The following is a 16207-nucleotide window of genomic DNA, read 5'->3' as shown; positions in this document are numbered from 1 at the left end:
CAGATGAGGGGTCAGGACGACATCGGGGTGGACGAACAGCGGATGGTGTCGGGCCGGCTCGGGGTGGGGTGGGACACGTCCGGTCCGACGCCCGACGACCGGCCCGACTCCATGGCGGCCAGGGTGGCCTCCGGGTCGGTCAGCGGTCGCGGCCCCTTGGTCACGCGCGGGGCCACGGCGAAGACGCCCTCGGCGACCGCCAGGTCATCGGGCGAGGGATCGGTGACGAACGTGACCCGCTCCCCGAGGACGGGGCCCACCGTGTCGGTGTCGACGGGTCCGAGGGTCCCGGATCCGCCCCGACCCCGCCGACGCCGGCCATCGGCTTCCGACAAGCAGTTCCGCAGGCGCCATCGCCCTCTCCCTCCAGAACCGTCAAGGCTGGTCCGTGCTTCTCCAAGGAGCCGCGAGGAGCTCCAAGGACCTTCGAAAGACCTCTCCCAAGGTCGAAGAAGAACTGCTCGGCCAACAGCCGGGCCGTTCGCCTGGGCGCAACGCTAGGCCGCCCCCAGGGCATTTCTGAAGGGGCAGAACCCATCATTATCCCGTCATTGGACACATCTTTTTTCCATCACCTGTGCTGCCAGTGCGCTCGCCCGGGGGGAACCCTTTCCCCGATTTACGGTTTTGGCGACATTTCGGGGGCTTATCGGCGGGGCCTGGCACCTTTCCGGAGATCCTGCCGGGTGCCCGCCCGGCAGGCGTGCGACACGCAAGGAATTCACCACCCCTCCGCCGCGAAGGCGGTCGGCGGCGGGTCGCTGCTCGCGCTCGCGCCGGGCAAGGGGATCCACGCTCACCGGGAGGCGGAGCCTCTCGGCGCCCGGCCTCATCACGCGGTGCCACATTCGCGGAGGACGCCGTCCAATCAGGAGGACACCGTCCAATCAAAGGTGTGCTCGTTGTCACACGCATTTCGCTGTCACAAGGTGCCGACGAGTCCGGTCACTGCTTGTGGCTCGATCCTTGGAGGTGGTGACCAGGCATTCACCGGGTCAATGATCCATGATCACCGGACACTCGCGGTGAGATCCCTGAGCGCGCGCGACCCGCTCCCGCGGCAACACGGCCGCGTATCGGCCGGCGTGTCTTGTGGCCCGAACCGCGGAGCTGGACTGAAGGCAAAACACGTCGACATGACCGCGAAACCCCGACAGGTATGGCTGCCCACGCAGTTCACCAGTCTCGCCGACCTGCCCGCCGGACTGCGTTACGCCCGCTGGGACGGCCTTTCGGCCTTTCCGTCGGACCCAGCCGAAGTGGAGTTCTATGTCCCGCCACTGGTTCAGGACATCGGCACCATCAGCAGGCCCCTCCCCCGCATGACTCGTCTCGAGGCGGTCCAGGCTCTCAGCTCCGGCACCGACGAGCTGCGAGCCGAACTGCGTCGGCTACCAGGCCACGTGACCCTGTGCAACGCCCAAGGGGTCCACGCCCGGAGCACGGCGGAGCTGGCTCTGACGCTGATCCTCGCTTCGCTGCGGGGACTGCCGGAGTTCATCCATGCCCAGGACCTCGGGGTGTGGAAGCCCAACGTTTTCCCGTCCCTGTACGAGCGATCCGTGCTCGTCGTCGGATACGGCGCCATCGGCTCCGCCCTGGAGGATCTCCTGGTCCCCTTCGGCTGCGCGGTGACCCGCGTCGCACGCGACGACCGGGATTCTCCCCGTGGTCCAGTGCATTCCGTCTCACACCTTCCCCGGCTCGTCGCGGAGGCGGACGTCGTGGTGTTGGCGACCCCGCTGACTCCCGCTACCCGCCGACTGTTCGACGCGGACCTGCTGGCGCGCATGAAGGATGGCGCGCTCCTCGTCAACGTGTCCAGAGGGGCGGTGGTCGACACCACCGCCCTGCTGGAGGAGGCGCACAGCGGCCGTCTGCTGGCCGCGCTCGACGTGACCGATCCGGCGCCGCTCCCGGCGGGACACCCGCTTTGGGCGACACCCGGAGTGCTGATCACTCCGCACGTCGGCGCGTTCACTCCCTCGTTGTGGCGCCGTCTCGAAGAACTGATCCGACGCCAACTGAAGCGGTTCGCCGCAGGTGAGGAGCTTGACAACATTGTTTCACCCTGATGCGGGGAGCCCGTTGGAAGCGGTTCGGCCGCTGATTCCGCTCCTCGCCGACGAAGCCGCACGCACGGACGCCGAACGCAGGCTCACCACCGCGAGTGTGACCGCCCTTCGCCAGTCCGGCATGTTCCGGCTGGGCACGCCCGCCGCTTACGGCGGTCATGGCGCGGACGTCCGTACCGCGGTGGAGGTGTGTGAGGAACTGGCGCACGGATGCGCCGCCAGTTCCTGGATCGTGGCCATCGCATACGGCGGCAACCTCTTTGCTTCCCAGCTCCCGGATGCCGAACGTGCGACCCTCTGGAAAGACGACCCGGACACGTTCGTCTGCGGTACGGCCAACCCGTCCGGAACAGCGCGCCGTACGGACGACGGCTGGACACTGAGCGGACGCTGGCCCTGGATATCCGGCATCCACCACGCACCCTGGACTCTGCTCGGCTTCACCTGGACCGACGACGAAGGCGGTGGCCCGGAGCGCGGTATGGCCCTGGTCCCCACGTCCGCCCTGACGGTCGACGACGTATGGCACATGGCGGGGATGCGAGGCACGGGCAGCAACATGGCGGTGACGGAAGGGGTGTATGTGCCGGACTCACGCGTCATCTCCCTCACAGACATGGCGAACGGCTCCTATCGGCGACGTCATCCCGACGAACCGCGCATCACCTTCCACCTCTCCATCAACCTGCCGCTCGTGGCGACCGCCGTAGGCATCGCCGCAGCCACCCTCGATCGGGTGGTGAAGGCCGCGACCGAAGGCAAGCGGGCGGTCTCACCGCTGTACCACCTGGTCGCCGAAGCCCCTTCCCACCAGCTGAACGTGGCGGACGCTGCCGTCCTCATCGACACCGCGCGCCTGCACCTGCTCCGCGCCGCCGACGAGGTGGACACCGAGGCCCGCGCCGGCCACCGCCCGGCGCTCGCCGACCGGGCCCGGCTCCGTATGGACGCCGCCCACGCCATGGGGTGTGCCCGCCAGGCCGTGAGCCTCCTGCTCGACACCGCCGGCGCGGGCAGCTTCGCAGACGGCTCGGACCTCCAAAGAGCGTGGCGCGACATCGAGACGGCATCGCGGCACGCCGCGCTCAGCGTCCAGACAAGTAAGGAGATCTACGGTCGCGCGCTCCTGGGGGCGAAACTGCCGCCGAGTCCGGTCATCTGATGAGGAGCCGAGACATGCGCACCACGACAGCCGAGGACACGGGCACCGCGAGTGGGGAGCCGTCGTTGCCACGGGTGGCCCTGGTCACTGGAGCCGGGCGAGGAATCGGGGCGGCGATCGCCACCGAGTTGCACCGGCTGGGACTGCGGGTAGCCCTGCTCGACCGCGACGCGGACGCCGTGGCGGGACTGGCACGCGAGCTGGACCCCGACAACGGCACGACTCTGCCCCTCGGCGTCGACGTGGACGACATCGAGGCGGTGGAGGCGGCGGTACGCGAAGTCGCCGACACCTGGCACTCGCCCGACGTACTGGTCAACAACGCCGCGCGCACCGTGGCGGGCTCCGTATGGGACATCGGGCTGGACGAGTGGGACGCCGTCATGGCGACCAACCTGCGCAGCGTCTTCGCCCTGACCCGGCTGTGCGCGCAGCAGATGCGGCGGCGGGGGTGGGGGCGCGTGGTCAACCTCGCCTCTCTGGCGGGCCAGCAGGGCGGAACCCTCGCCGGCGCCCACTACTCAGCCGCCAAGGCCGGCGTTCTGGCGCTCACCAAGGTGTTCGCCAGGGAGCTGGCAGCTCAAGGCGTGACGGTCAACGCCGTCGCACCGGCCGCCGTCCTTACGCCGGCTGTGGACGAACTGGGCGCGGCGGCGGTGTCCGAGGCGGCCCGAAGCATCCCCGTGGGACGCCTGGGCAGACCGGCGGAGGTCGCCGCCCTCGTGGCCTACCTGGTGAGCGAGGAGGGCGGCTACGTCACCGGCGCCACCTTCGACATCAACGGCGGTACCCACATGCGCTGATCAACGGGGTGGATCCAACGTGGACTCGGAGATGGCATCCGCCTCGTCCGCTGAGTAGTCTCCGGGGCATGCGGATCTCCGTTTCCTCGGACATGGACGAACCCGTGGCCCGCTCCCTCGTCACGGAGTTGCGCAGCCGCGGCCACGAGGTGCTGACGCACGGGGCACTGCACCCCGGGGACGACACACAGTGGGCGGCCTGCTCGGAGGCGGCGGCCCGCGAGGTCGCCACCGGGACAGCGGACCAGGCGGTCGTATGCTGCTGGACCGGTACGGGCGCGTCGATCGCCGCGAACAAGGTGCCGGGCGTACGAGCGGCCCTGTGCACGGACGCGTACACGGCGGACGGCGCACGTCGCTGGAACGACGCCAACGTACTGGCACTCAGCCTGCGGCTGACGTCCGAGCCTCTCCTCAGGGAGATCCTCGACGCCTGGTTCGCCGCCGAGGCCAGCGAGGACGCCGACGATCGGGAGAACGTGGCCCGCATGGGACGACTCGACCTGGACAGAACCGCTCCGTAACCGGGTCAAGAGCCCGTCGCCGCCCAGGAGGGGCCTCGATGCCACAGAAGATCACCACTTTCCTCATGTTCGAGGGCAGGGCGGAGGAGGCGCTGACCTTCTACGTGTCGCTGTTCGAGGACGCAGAGGTCGTCGACATCTCCCGCTACGGCGCCGACGGCCCCGGCGAGGCGGGCACGGTCAAGCGCGCCACGTTCTCCCTCGCCGGACAGCGGTTCATGTGCATCGACAGTTACGTCAAGCACGCCTTCGGGTTCACTCCGGCGGTGTCGCTGTTCGTCGAGTGCGACACCGAGGCCGAGCTCGACCGCCTCTATGGCGCCCTCGCTGAACAGGGCACGGAGCTCATGCCGCTGGGCTCGTACGGCTTCAGCGCCAAGTTCGGCTGGGTGAACGACCGCTTCGGCGTCTCCTGGCAGCTGAACCTGCAGGAGTGACGGTGGTACGGCGCAGAACCCGAAGCGGAAGGCCGTAAGCGGCTGTCAGCGCCCCGGATCAGCATGGCCCTCAAGCCTGGAAGCACATCTCCCGATGGCTCGACACGGACACCAGGCAGGCCCGCGCCCCCTCGACGCGACGCGCGGCGGCCATCGGAGTGGGCACCATTCGTTCGGTGTCGAATTCCTGGATGACGACCTTCCGTGGCGCCGAGTCTCCCGGCGGCACCGAAATGCGCAGCTGATCGCCGACCTTGGAGTGCCAGACAACGGCCCATACGGCGCCGCACGTCCGGCTGTACCGGATCTTCACCCAGGCGCCCCAAGGGGCGCTGTGGGAGGCGACGTCACGGCCCGACGGGTCGCACAACTCGGGGTCGCGGCCCTCGCAGCCGCTGCCCCGGCAGCCGGGGACGGGCGATGAGGCCGGGCCGCTCCGGTCGGCCCGCGGCCTCCCTCCCGCTCCGCCCAGCGCCACACTCACCAGCACGCCTGCGACCACCAACACCACCGCGGTGAGAAGCGCCACCATACGGCCGCGCCCGGACCGCCACCGAGACGGGGCACCGGCCGGGGCAGCAGTCATGGACGCGGCCTTGGGGACAGCAGGCTTGGGCGCCGCCTTGGGGGCGGCCGGGCCCTGCGTGGCCGAGCCCGGCGCCGAAGCGGCGCCGGAGGCGCGCCCGCTCCAGGCCAGTTCGGCGAGTTCCCACAGGGCCAGCAACCGTCCCGCCGGCTGCCGAGCCAGGCCGCTCAACGCCTCGACGGCCTGCCGCGGGGGCAGCGCCTTGCCGTTGAGATAACGCTCCCAGGAGGAGCGGCTGTAGTGGGTACGCTGCGCGAGCTCCGTCATGCTCAGGCCGGTCCGAGCCCGGAGCTCCCGCAGCCCCTCCGCGAGACGCACACACTCCGGTGCGTCCGCGGCTGGCGTCCGCCGTTCGCCTGCGCTGTTCCCACCGCCGTTTCCCGAGGTCATTTCCGCAGCACCCCCCAGGTGTGCGGGCCGATGATGCCGTCGACGGCCAGGGGCGGCTGATCGGGGCCGGGGTCCTGCCGGTGCTTCGACTGGAAGCGCTTGACAGCGCTCTCCGTGGCCGGTCCGAACACGCCGTCGACGCCACCGGGGCTGAACCCGCGCGCAGTCAACAGGCATTGCGCCTCGACGACCGGCCAGCCGTGCGCCGACTCCTGGTACTCGCCGTTGTCGCTCTGGCTGTACCCGGCCGTGAGCCGCCCGTGCACCCGGCGGACTTTGCATGAGTACGTCTGCCCGGGCGCCCAGGAACCCGCGACGGCACCGTTCGTCCGGGATGTCGCGGTGGGGGTGGAATCGCCCCACCAGGAGTTAAGGGCTACCAGCCCGGCCCCGAGAGCTACCAGGGCGATCAGCAGTGCACCGGCCAGCACGATCGGACGTCGCGGCCACCCGTGCCGCGCCGGGGCGGGAAGGCCCGCGGGGGCGGAGCCGGCCGGGGGCGGTGGGGCCGACTCCGGTGCGGTGCCCCGCACTTCGGGCCCCTGCTGTTCTTCGGGCTCCCGCTGTTCTTCGGACTCCTGCCCTCGCGGGCCTTCCCGCCCCGGCGGAACGTTCTGCTGCCAGGCCGACTCGGCGACCTCGTGCAGCACGAGCAGCGGGGTCGGTTCGGCACCGCACACCCGGGCCAGTTCCTGGACCGCGGCCCGGGGCGGCAGCTTCCTCCCATTGAGATAGCGATCCCAGGAGGACCTGCTGTAGCCGGTTTTGTCCTGCAACGAGGCCAGACTGAGCCCGCTGCGGTCCTTGAGCCGACGTAACTGCACGATCAACTGCCGCACCCGCGGGTCGAGCGAGTCGGGCAGCTCTTTCCAACGCGGCATGCTCCACCCCATACGCGTCGAATGCTCCGGGGCCGCAGACCCCCTGCGCCGATAATGGCAGCCTCGAACCCCCGTGCCGACGACCTCGCACATTCCACACCCGTACGAGTGCCCCGCCCCGAGCGCGGCCCCGTCCCACGGTGGCGTCTGCGACGACTACGAAGACGCAGGTCAGCGCGTGAGTCGTCCCACGTACGCGCCACCTCGCAGGGATTCCTGGCCCGGGCGGGGGCCGACGGCTCAGATTGGGTGACGCACCACCGACCGGACGGCACGGTCCACCCCGCGCCGCCCTCCGTCACACGGGGAAGGAACCCGGACATGAACGCACGCAAGCGCATCGCTCTGGCCGCCACCACTGCGGCCCTGGGCGCGGGCATCGCCGTCGGCCCTGCAGTCAGCAGCTTCGCGGCCTCGACGCAGGACGCAACCGCTCACGCGGTCGGTGTCACGCAGGCGCCGAGCAGTCAGGACACATGGACCTGCGGCTACTACAGCGGCCACAAGACGCTCAAGTACGGTTCCAGGGGCAACGCGGTGAAGGAAGCCCAGTGCCTGCTGAAGTACCACTGGAAGACGCCCAAGGGAAAGCGGCTCTCCGTGGACGGGAAATACGGACCCGGCACCACGGCGGCCGTGCGCGAGTTCCAGCGCCGCGTGAATCACAACCAGCACGCGCACATCAGCGTCGACGGCGTTGTCGGGCCGGCGACCTGGAAGTGGCTGCGGTACTGAGCCACGCGGAGAAGAGCGAGCCCGGATCCCGAGCCCGGGCTCGCTCCCTCCACATCCCGTTCTCGCCACAGGTCACCCTCGGCCAGGACCACCTCCCTACCCGCGTCGCACCCGAGGGGGTGGCGCGACGCGCCGGCGCACGGGCGATCGCCGCGACCGCGTCACCGCGTAGGTCCCAGGGCGGGCGGGGCGGCGTCGGCGGACGTCCCCCAGCCGGACGGTTCGGCGCCGACGGTGAAGGAGAGCGACCGCAGGCCTCGGAGCGACTCGGTCGTCAGATACGTACGGCCGTAGGAGGAACCGTCGACCCTCGCCGACTGGATGTACCGGTCACGGTCCGAGGTGCCCGTCGCCGTCACGGTCAGGGCGCCCCGAGGGTAGTAGCGCCGGTCGAGCGTCAGATCGACCCGCTCGAAGACGGGCGTCGACAGGCCCCAGGTGTCGTAGCCGGGCTGTACCGGGAAGATCCCGATGGACGAGAGCACGTTCCAGGCGGACATCGTGCCGAGGTCGTCGTTGCCGGTCATGCCGGTCGGCGCGTCCGTGAACAAGGTCAGCGCGGCGTGCACCACATCGGTCGTCTTCCACGGCTGACCGGTCGACAGATACGTGTACGGGGCGATCAGGTCGGGCTCGTTCTGCGGGTTGTACTTGTCCGCGTTGTAGTAGTCGTACGGGCCGTTGACCCACACCTCTCGTGCGGTCTTCGCGGGGTCCTTCAGAAGCTGCTCGTACGCGAAGAACGAGTCGAGCCGGTCGTTGGCCGTCTGCTTGCCGCCGATCAGGTCGACCATGCCCGGCAGGTCCTGCGGCACGAGCCACTGGTACTGCCAGGACGTGCCCTCGTGGAAGCCCTCGCTCAGGGCCGGGTCCGCCGGTCCGGTGAAGGTGCCGGAGGCATCCCGCGCGCGGAAGAAGCCGGTCGTACCGTCGTAGATCTTCCGGTAGTTCTGGGACCGTGCGGCATAGCGTGCGGCGTCCGCGTCGTGTCCCAGATCCCGTGCCATCGCGCCGAGCATGGCGTCCGACAGGGCGTACTCCAGGGTCGCGGAGGCTCCGTGGTCGTAGTCCGAGTCGCCGGGCTTCGCGTGCGGGCGGTCCTTGACGTAGGGCGCGAAGCCGTTCGCGATGTACTCCTTGTTGGCTTCGCGGCCCACCGCGGGCGAATCGGCGGGCGGCACGCCGTCGGCGTTCTTCTTCAGAGCGCGGTAGGCCCGTTCCTCGTATCCCTTGAGCAGGCCCTGCTGGTAGGCGTTGGTCAGGAACGGGGTGACCGGGTCGCCGGTCATGATGTTCGTCTCGACCGTGCCGTAGCCCCACTTGGGCAGCCAGCCGCTGTCCTCGTCGATCTTGATGACGGAGATCGCCATGTCCCTGGCCTCACGCGGCGCGAGCAGGGAGAGAAGCTGCGACTGGGTGCGGTAGGTGTCCCACAGCGACCAGTTCTGGTAGTAGGTGAAGCCCTGTGCGCGGTGGACCCGCTGGTCCCAGCCGGTGTAGCGACCGTCGGCGTCGCTGCCGATGTTGGGCGCGAGGAAGGACCGGTAGAGCGACGAGTAGAACGTGCGGCGCAGGGTGTCTCCGCCGCCCTGGGCGCGTACGTCGTCGAGCCGGTCCTCCCACGTGCGGTGCGCCTGGCTCCGCACGGCGTCGAACGAACGGCCCCCCTCCGAGCGGAGGTTGAGGGCGGCGCCGCGGGCGTCCACGTACGAGAGCGCGGTGGTCGCTTCGACCGTCCGGTCCTTGGTCGTGTCGAAACGGACGAAGGCGCCGTTGCGTCCCGCGCTCACGGATTCCTTGGAACCCTCGGTGACGGTGTCGCCGTTCCAGGTGCCCGAAGTGGTGAACGGGCGGTCGAAGCGGGTGACCGTGTAGACGGTGTACGGCTTGGTGTCCTGGCAGAAGCCGCTGCCGGTGATGGCGGTGCGCACCGTGCGGTTGTCGAGGATCTCGACCTTGGTGGAGATCGTCCTGTGCAGCGACTGACCCGCGTTGAGCAGGACGTTGGCCTTGTCCGTGGCCGGGAAGGTGTAGCGCTGCACCCCGGTCCGGGCGGTCGCGGTCAGCTCGGCCTCGACGCCGGTCTTCAGGTCGACCCGGTACGAGCCGGGGCTCGCCCGCTCGCTGTCGTGGCTGAACTCCGCCTCGTACTTGGCGTAGTCCGTCTCGGTGACGTCACCCGTGGTCGGCAGCACGGGCAGGTCGCCGCCCAGGCCGCAGCCGACGCCCGAGAGGTGGACGAGGGAGAAGCCGCGGATGTGGTTCTGGGAGTAGTCGTAGCCGGTGTTGTGGCCGGTGTCCGGCGAGAACTGCACCATGCCGAAGGGCACGGCTGCGCCGGGGTAGGTGTTGCCTTCGTTCTCCGTTCCGATGAACGGGTTGACCAGATCGGTGAGCGGGGCGCTCGGCGGGACGGCCGCGCGAGCCGCCGGAACCGCGAGGGAGCCGCCGAGGAGGACGGCGGTCGCCACCACCAACCCCGCATCGCGTAGTCGTTGAGTCCATCTCATGGGCGGGAATGCCTCCTCGAAGCCTAGACAACGTTGTCAAGCACGGAGCGCGATCATTCTTCGTCGTGTACACGTAATCGTCAAGTACCGGCGTCTGCCGGGCCGTCGGCTGACTCCGTCCTGTCTGCGGCTATAGTCAGGCCGCGCGAAACGGCGCCGCTGTAAGGCCACGAGCATCTGGCGCAGCGAACCAGGTGGTACGCCGATGGTGTGTGCGGCGCCGCCGAACAGTCCTGAATCAAGACCAAGGCGGTGTAGCCGGAGTGTCCGAGATCGAAGAAGTGCGGGCGGCCTGGGGGCGAATCGCACGCTGGATCACGGCCAACGCGCCGTCCACAGCGGAGGCGCTGCGCGGTCCGGCGACGGACGAGGACATCGCGGGCCTGCGCGACGCGCTGGGGTTCGAGGTGCCCGATGTGCTCGAGGCGCTGCTGCGGACGAACAACGGCAGCGGCGCGAAAGACACTACTCAGACCCTCCCCAACGGACGTGTGGTACCGGTCAATCACGTGGATTCGGCGATCTTCCCGTTCAGCAAGGTGCTCCTGGGCTGCGAGGAGATCGTCGAGACGCGCGCCCGGCTGCTGGACCTGGCACAGGAGGCCGAGGGCTACTGGCAGCCCCACTTGATCCCGGTCATCTGGGACTTTGAAGGCGCCTACTACGGCTATGCCCTGGATGCCTCCGGGTCTTCCGGATTCCGAGTGCTGCGCTATGCCGAAGTGAGTCCGAACGAGACCGATCCGACGACTTCTCTGGGCGAGCTGTTGAGGTCGTTCGCCGACGGAATGGACCGCGGCAGCTGGGATGTTCTGCGCCCGCGGGTGGTGAACGGGTCTCTCAGATGGCGCGAGGAGTGACATCGGTGTGAGGCCGCCCCAAAAGGGGCGGCCCCACAGGTCAGTTGGTCGCCGACATCGTGCACTTGACGGACGTCGAGTTGGCGTTCGCCGAAGCACAGTGTCCGCTCATGGCGGTGTTGAGCCAGTAGGCGTCCTTGTCCATGAGACGCATCTTCTTGCTGAACCCGTAGGCCCCGCCGAAGACCGACATGGAGCCCTGGTTGTCCCGGTCGGACATGGCCGAGCGCCCGCAGACCTCGGTCCAGCTCGGCACGGTCCCGTTGAGGTTGTACACGTGCATGGTGCCGTCGACCAGCGTGGCGTAGGTCTGGACACAGGCCGCTCCGCTCGGCACTCCGGAGGTGCTGTCATCGGGGACGGCCGGGTTGATCCCGCCTTCATCGGCGCTCATGCCGCCGCTGTTGTAGCTGGCGCCGAAGGGGAACTCGTCGCAGTTGAGCCGCACATCGGTGGGCCCGTCCAGAGCGCTGGTGTCGCCGTTGTCGGCCGCCCATCCGGTCGGGCACATGCGGTCCCGGTTCCGGTCGGACTTGGTGGTGTCGCCCAGGTAGTACAGCGGCGTCCCGACCGCCTTGGATCCGGGGCTCTTGGGTGTGAAGGTCTGGATCAACCAGGCGTGCGCGGCGGCCTGCGGGTACCTGGCCGCGTTGAAGGTGTAGGTGGGAGCGTAGTTGGGGAAGACACAGCCTCCGGTGGTGTCGACGTCGGTGTCGCAGCGGACCGTGTCGAGGTCGGTCGCCCTAGATGTGCTCAGGCTCCACTGGTAACCGGTGGTCTGGTACTGGAGGCTGCCGTCCGACGGGTACTCGTCGCCGTCGATCTGGACGTCCGGGTGGAAGAAGTAGGTCTTGCCGCTGGTGGAGGTGTCCCAGATGTAGGACGAGGTGATGGAAGCCTCGTGGGTGTCGCCGGCCGTCCAAGTGGTGCTTCCCTTCCACGCGCTCGCGCTTGCCTCGACGGGCGTGCACTGGGATTCGCACAGGTGCTTGTTGATGGCGAGCTGAATCAACGCGAAATCGGCCGGCCACGACGAGTACTGGACGACCGAATGCCGGGAGCGAACGGAGGAGTTCGTGGCCGGCGGCGGCAACGTCCTGGTGTTCGGCGGCAACACCTGCTGGTGGCGTACCGAAGTGCGCGACGGCGAGCTGCGCGTGGCCAAGGACGAGGCCAACCCCGTGGTCGGCGACCTCTGGTGGCGCACCGACCGCCCGGAGGCGTCACTGATCGGGCTCAGCTTCCGCCACGGCGGCGCGAGTTGGCTGGCGGGTCGGCCAGCCGCGTCGTACGAGTTCCGGCCGGACGGCGACGCTCTGCTCGACGGAGTCGACCTGGCGGCGTTCGCCGAACTGACCGATCTGGCGGGGTACGAGGTCAACGGCCACGCCTACGAGCCCGGTCGGCCCTGGCAGCCTACCGGCGTCGAAGACGTACCCGACGGCCTGGTGGTCCTCGCGTACGCTCCGCTGGCCGACGCGCCGCCCGCGCACTGGTACTCGGACCCGCGGGAGCCGCACCTTCGGTCGCCGCGGTGCGCCACGATCGCCTACCACCGCCACGGGGACGCGCTGATCTTCAACGGGGGCACCACGGACTGGCCCCGGCACCTGCACCACCCGGCGGTGGACCGGCTCACGCGTAACGTGCTCGACGCCGCCGGAGTACACGGCGTTTGAGCGTACCGTCGGCAGACGCGCCCACTCCCCGCTCCCCTGACGTCGCGAAACAGGTGCCACCATGCGCAGCTTCCCCGACCGTGATCCTGGATCGCCCGACATCCGCAGTGCCCGCGGGTATCTGCTGTGGCTCGCCAAGGACCACCTCCGGTCGATCGTCCTGGGCTCGGTGTTCGCCGTCGTCTGGACGGTCGCGCAAGGGCTGTCCCCCGCGATCGTCGGCAAGGCCATCGACGAGGGCGTCACCGCGCGTGACACGACCGCCTTGGTGTGGTGGGGAACGGCTGTGCTGGCGCTGGGCGTCGTCCAGGCGCTGGGGAGCGCGCTCCAGGACCGCTTCGCGCTGGAGGTGAAGATCGGCGCCGGGTACCAGACGATGCAGTTCGTCACCCGGCACGCCTGCCGTCTGGGCGCCGGCTTGTCCAAGAGGGTGTCCACGGGCGACATGGTGAACGTCAGCGTCTCGGACATGACGCAGATCGGCACCGCCATGGAGGTCGCCACGCGGGGCGTGGGCGCCGCCGCCTCGATCGTCGCCGTCGCCTCGGTGATGCTGCTCGCGTCGTGGCGGATCGGTCTCGTCGTCCTGGTCGGCGTACCGGTCATGCTCTGGATCACCACACAGCTGATCCGGCCCCTGCATCGCCGCCAGGAGACATACCACGAGCGACAGCGCGCGCTGACCGACCAGGCCATCGACATCGTCCACGGCCTGCGGGTGCTGCGCGGCATCGGGGGCGAGCGGGTGATCGAGCGCCGGTACCTGGAGAGGTCCCAGTCCACACGACACGCCGCGGTACGGGTGGCGCAGCTCGATTCGGTGCTGGACGGAGCCAAGTCGCTGCTGCCCGGCATGCTCGTCGTCCTGGTGGTGGGACTCGGTGCCCACCAGGTCCTGGCGGACCGGCTGACCGCGGGCCAGCTGGTCGCCTTCTACGGGTACGCGACTTTCCTGGCGGTGCCGCTGCGCCGCCTGACTCTGGCCGTCAGTCATCTGATGAAGGCCCAGGTGTCGGCCGAGTACGTCACGCGGCTGCTGCGCCTGGAACCCGAGTTGCCGCTCGGACCCAGCGAAACCGGCACCGATGTGCCGACCCGCCCTGGCCTCCTGGTCGATCCGGTGTCGGGCGTCAAGGCGCCTCCCGGCGGTCTCACCGCCGTCGCCTGCGCCTCCCCGGCAGATGCGGGCATGCTGGCCGAGCGGCTGGGCCGCTACACGGACTCGGAGGCCGTCTACCACGGGCGGCGGCTGGACTCCCTGCCGCTCGGGACGGTCCGCCGCCGCATACTCGTCACCAGGAACGACGCCCGGTTCTTCGCGGGACCGCTGCGCGCAGAACTCGACCCGTACGACCTGGGCGAGGGTTCGCAGGACAGCCTGCCCGCGGCGATCGACCACGCTTGCGCCTCCGATGTCGTCGAAGCGCTGCCCGGCGGTCTCGATGCCGCCGTCGAGAGCGGCGGACGGCAGTTCTCCGGCGGCCAGTTGCAGAGGCTGCGCCTGGCGAGGGCGTTGATGGCAGATCCGGAGGTGCTGATCCTGGTCGACCCCACCAGCGCCGTGGACGCCCACACCGAGGCCCGGATGGCGGCCCATCTGCGGCAGACCCGTAAGGGCCGGTCCACGATCGTCTTCACCACGAGCACGATGCTGCTCCGGCAGGCGGACCGGGTGAGCTATGTCGAGGACGGCAAGGTGGTCACCGAGGGCCCACACCATCAGATGCTGGAGGACGCGCGGTACCGCTCGCTCGTCACACGGGAAATGGGGACTGCGTGAACGCGCTGCCGGTCGCGTCGGCGAAGGAAGTCCGCGCTCACGCCAGGCGGATCGCCGCGCGCCATCCACGGGGCCTGGCCGGTGTCGTCGCCGTGAACGCGCTTGCGGCGGCGACCGGACTCGCCGTGCCGTGGCTGCTGGGCGATCTGGTCGCCTCGGTGGCCCGCGGCCGGAACGACATCACCCACTATGTGCTGCTGATCTGCCTGGCCTGCGTCACACAGGCGACGCTCATCAGGTTCGCGATGTATGCGGCGGCCGTACTGGGTGAACGCGTCCTCGGGGAACTGCGCCAGGAGTTCGTCCGCGACATGCTCGCCCTGGACCTGAACACCGTCGAGAACGCCGACCGCGGCGATCTGGTGACCCGTACCACGCGGGACGTGGGCACGTTGTCCACCACCGTCCGGCACGCGATCCCGGAAACGCTGATCGCCCTGCTGACGATCGCCGTCTCCCTCGGTGCCCTGATCCTGATCAGCCCGCTGCTCGTGCTGCCCTGCCTTGTCTCCGTGCCCATCCTGGTCGCGGCCTCCAAGTGGTACCTGGCCCGGGCCCGCGCCGGTCACGTACGGCAGAGCGCGTCGTACTCGCAGCTCACCGAGGGCCTGACCGAGACGGTCGAGGGCGCTCACACGGTGGAGGCTCTCCGGCTCACACATCGCCGGCTCGAACGGGTGGACCAGGACATCGCCGAGTCCTACGCCGCCGAGCGTTACACCCTGCGCCTGCGCAACGTGTTCCTCCCGATCTGCGACACGACCTACGTCCTGCCCGTGGCGATCACCCTGGTCGTCGGTGGCCTCTTCTACATCCACGGGATGGTCACGCTGGCCGCGGTGACCGCGGCCACCCTGTACATCCAGCAGCTTCTCGGGCCGGTCGACACCCTGCTGTTCTGGCTCAACGAGCTCCAGATGTCGGGCGTCGCACTCGCCCGGCTGCTCGGCATCGCCGAGTCGGCCCCGCCGACCGCCCCGGACACCTGCGCGCCCGTGCCGCACAGCGCTGGGAACGGGAACTGGCTGGCCATACGGGACGTGCGGTACGCGTACCGGCCGGGCGTCGACGTGCTGCACGGCATCGATCTCGACGTGGTGAAAGGAGAGCGGCTGGCCCTCGTCGGTCCCTCGGGCTCGGGCAAGTCCACTCTCGGCCAACTGCTCGCGGGGATCCACCGGCCCCGCACCGGTACGATCACCTTCGGGGGCCTGCCCCTCGCGGAGATGGCACTGGAAGAACTGCGCGGCAAGGTCGCCATCGTGGCCCAGGACCACCACGTCTTCGACGGTTCGTTGCGGGACAACTTGGTGATCGCCAAATCCGCCGCGACCGACGAGGAGATCTTGGCGGCGCTGACCGCGGTTGACGCCTGGCAGTGGGCCGAGCCGTTCGGACTCGACACCCGGATCAGCCTCCATGGCAACGCCCTGACACCTGCCCAGACGCAGCAGGTCGCCCTCGCCCGGCTGGTCCTGGCGAATCCGCACACCCTGATCCTGGACGAGGCCACCGCCCTGCTCAACCTGCACGCCGCCCGGCAGGCGGAACGGTCCCTCGCCGCGGCGCTGGAGGGCCGCACGGTGATCGCCATCGCCCACCGGCTGCACACGGCCCATGATGCCGACCGCATCGCCGTGCTGGAGGAGGGGCGGATCAGCGAGTTGGGGACGCACCAGGAACTGCTCGAACACGGCGGCACCTACGCCGGCCTCTGGAACTCCTGGCAGGGCCACGCCGAGTCCCTTTCCTGACCCGGCCCAGGAGCCCAGCCGTCGCGATGGA

General features: G+C 69.5%; 15 protein-coding genes. 10 read left to right on the top strand and 5 right to left on the bottom strand.

Translation table 11 applies throughout. From position 1 onward, the window contains the following. Positions 1 to 11: 11 nt before the first annotated feature. Positions 12 to 260, bottom strand: coding sequence for a hypothetical protein (locus OG568_RS43250; protein WP_329535494.1), 249 nt, complete (start codon positions 258 to 260; stop codon positions 12 to 14). 876 nt (positions 261 to 1136) lie between these two features. Here OG568_RS43250 and OG568_RS43245 point away from each other — a divergent pair. The 5 genes from OG568_RS43245 (at position 1137) to OG568_RS43225 (ending at position 5001) form a co-directional block, all read left to right on the top strand. Continuing rightward, positions 1137 to 2075, top strand: a complete 939-nt coding sequence (locus OG568_RS43245; RefSeq protein ID WP_329535493.1) for a 2-hydroxyacid dehydrogenase — start codon at positions 1137 to 1139, stop codon at positions 2073 to 2075. A 13-nt stretch (positions 2076 to 2088) separates the two neighbouring features. After that, positions 2089 to 3237 carry an acyl-CoA dehydrogenase family protein gene (locus OG568_RS43240; protein WP_329535492.1) on the top strand — a complete coding sequence of 383 codons (1149 nt, stop codon included), beginning with the start codon at positions 2089 to 2091 and terminating at the stop codon, positions 3235 to 3237. 14 nt (positions 3238 to 3251) lie between these two features. Continuing rightward, positions 3252 to 4040, top strand: a complete 789-nt coding sequence (locus OG568_RS43235; RefSeq protein WP_329535491.1) for an SDR family NAD(P)-dependent oxidoreductase — start codon at positions 3252 to 3254, stop codon at positions 4038 to 4040. Between the two features lie 68 nt (positions 4041 to 4108). Continuing rightward, positions 4109 to 4564: an RpiB/LacA/LacB family sugar-phosphate isomerase gene (locus OG568_RS43230; protein WP_329535490.1), complete on the top strand. Its 456-nt coding sequence runs from the start codon at positions 4109 to 4111 to the stop codon at positions 4562 to 4564. 38 nt (positions 4565 to 4602) lie between these two features. Beyond that, a complete protein-coding gene (locus OG568_RS43225) occupies positions 4603 to 5001 on the top strand; it encodes a VOC family protein (RefSeq protein ID WP_329535489.1) in 399 nt (132 codons plus the stop codon). A gap of 70 nt (positions 5002 to 5071) precedes the next feature. On the opposite strand, the gene OG568_RS43220 is transcribed toward OG568_RS43225, so the two are convergent. Continuing rightward, on the bottom strand, positions 5072 to 5854 hold the full coding sequence (locus OG568_RS43220) for a DUF2690 domain-containing protein (protein WP_443077821.1): 783 nt from the start codon (positions 5852 to 5854) through the stop codon (positions 5072 to 5074). 119 nt (positions 5855 to 5973) lie between these two features. Beyond that, positions 5974 to 6858, bottom strand: coding sequence for a helix-turn-helix domain-containing protein (locus OG568_RS43215; RefSeq protein WP_329535487.1), 885 nt, complete (start codon positions 6856 to 6858; stop codon positions 5974 to 5976). A 321-nt stretch (positions 6859 to 7179) separates the two neighbouring features. On the opposite strand from OG568_RS43215, the gene OG568_RS43210 reads away from it, so the two are divergent. After that, positions 7180 to 7593: a peptidoglycan-binding domain-containing protein gene (locus OG568_RS43210; protein ID WP_329535486.1), complete on the top strand. Its 414-nt coding sequence runs from the start codon at positions 7180 to 7182 to the stop codon at positions 7591 to 7593. A gap of 161 nt (positions 7594 to 7754) precedes the next feature. On the opposite strand, the gene OG568_RS43205 is transcribed toward OG568_RS43210, so the two are convergent. Further along, a complete protein-coding gene (locus OG568_RS43205; protein ID WP_329535485.1) occupies positions 7755 to 10103 on the bottom strand; it encodes a GH92 family glycosyl hydrolase in 2349 nt (782 codons plus the stop codon). Positions 10104 to 10366: 263 nt separating this feature from the next. On the opposite strand from OG568_RS43205, the gene OG568_RS43200 reads away from it, so the two are divergent. Continuing rightward, complete coding sequence (locus tag OG568_RS43200) at positions 10367 to 10963, top strand: SMI1/KNR4 family protein (protein WP_329535484.1); 597 nt, start codon at positions 10367 to 10369, stop codon at positions 10961 to 10963. A gap of 40 nt (positions 10964 to 11003) precedes the next feature. On the opposite strand, the gene OG568_RS43195 is transcribed toward OG568_RS43200, so the two are convergent. Next, on the bottom strand, positions 11004 to 11975 hold the full coding sequence (locus OG568_RS43195; protein WP_329535483.1) for a hypothetical protein: 972 nt from the start codon (positions 11973 to 11975) through the stop codon (positions 11004 to 11006). Between OG568_RS43195 and OG568_RS43190 the strand changes: the two genes are divergently transcribed. The 3 genes from OG568_RS43190 to OG568_RS43180 all read left to right on the top strand — a co-directional run bounded on the left by OG568_RS43190 (position 11971) and on the right by OG568_RS43180 (position 16176). Then, on the top strand, positions 11971 to 12642 hold the full coding sequence (locus OG568_RS43190; protein ID WP_329536605.1) for a N,N-dimethylformamidase beta subunit family domain-containing protein: 672 nt from the start codon (positions 11971 to 11973) through the stop codon (positions 12640 to 12642). The two genes, OG568_RS43195 and OG568_RS43190, sit on opposite strands and share 5 nt — an antisense overlap. Positions 12643 to 12703: 61 nt before the next feature. Continuing rightward, entirely contained in the window at positions 12704 to 14422 is a 1719-nt protein-coding gene (locus OG568_RS43185; protein WP_329535482.1) for an ABC transporter ATP-binding protein, read from the top strand. Next, the gene (locus OG568_RS43180) at positions 14419 to 16176 is read left to right on the top strand and encodes an ABC transporter ATP-binding protein (RefSeq protein WP_329535481.1); all 1758 of its coding nucleotides are present in this window, start codon (positions 14419 to 14421) and stop codon (positions 16174 to 16176) included. Before OG568_RS43185 ends, OG568_RS43180 begins: the two co-directional genes overlap by 4 nt. Positions 16177 to 16207: the final 31 nt, after the last annotated feature.

This window comes from Streptomyces sp. NBC_01450, assembly GCF_036227505.1.
Lineage (GTDB): Bacteria > Actinomycetota > Actinomycetes > Streptomycetales > Streptomycetaceae > Streptomyces.
Note: the sequence above shows the minus strand (reverse complement) of the source record. Positions and strands in the feature narration are given on the sequence as shown.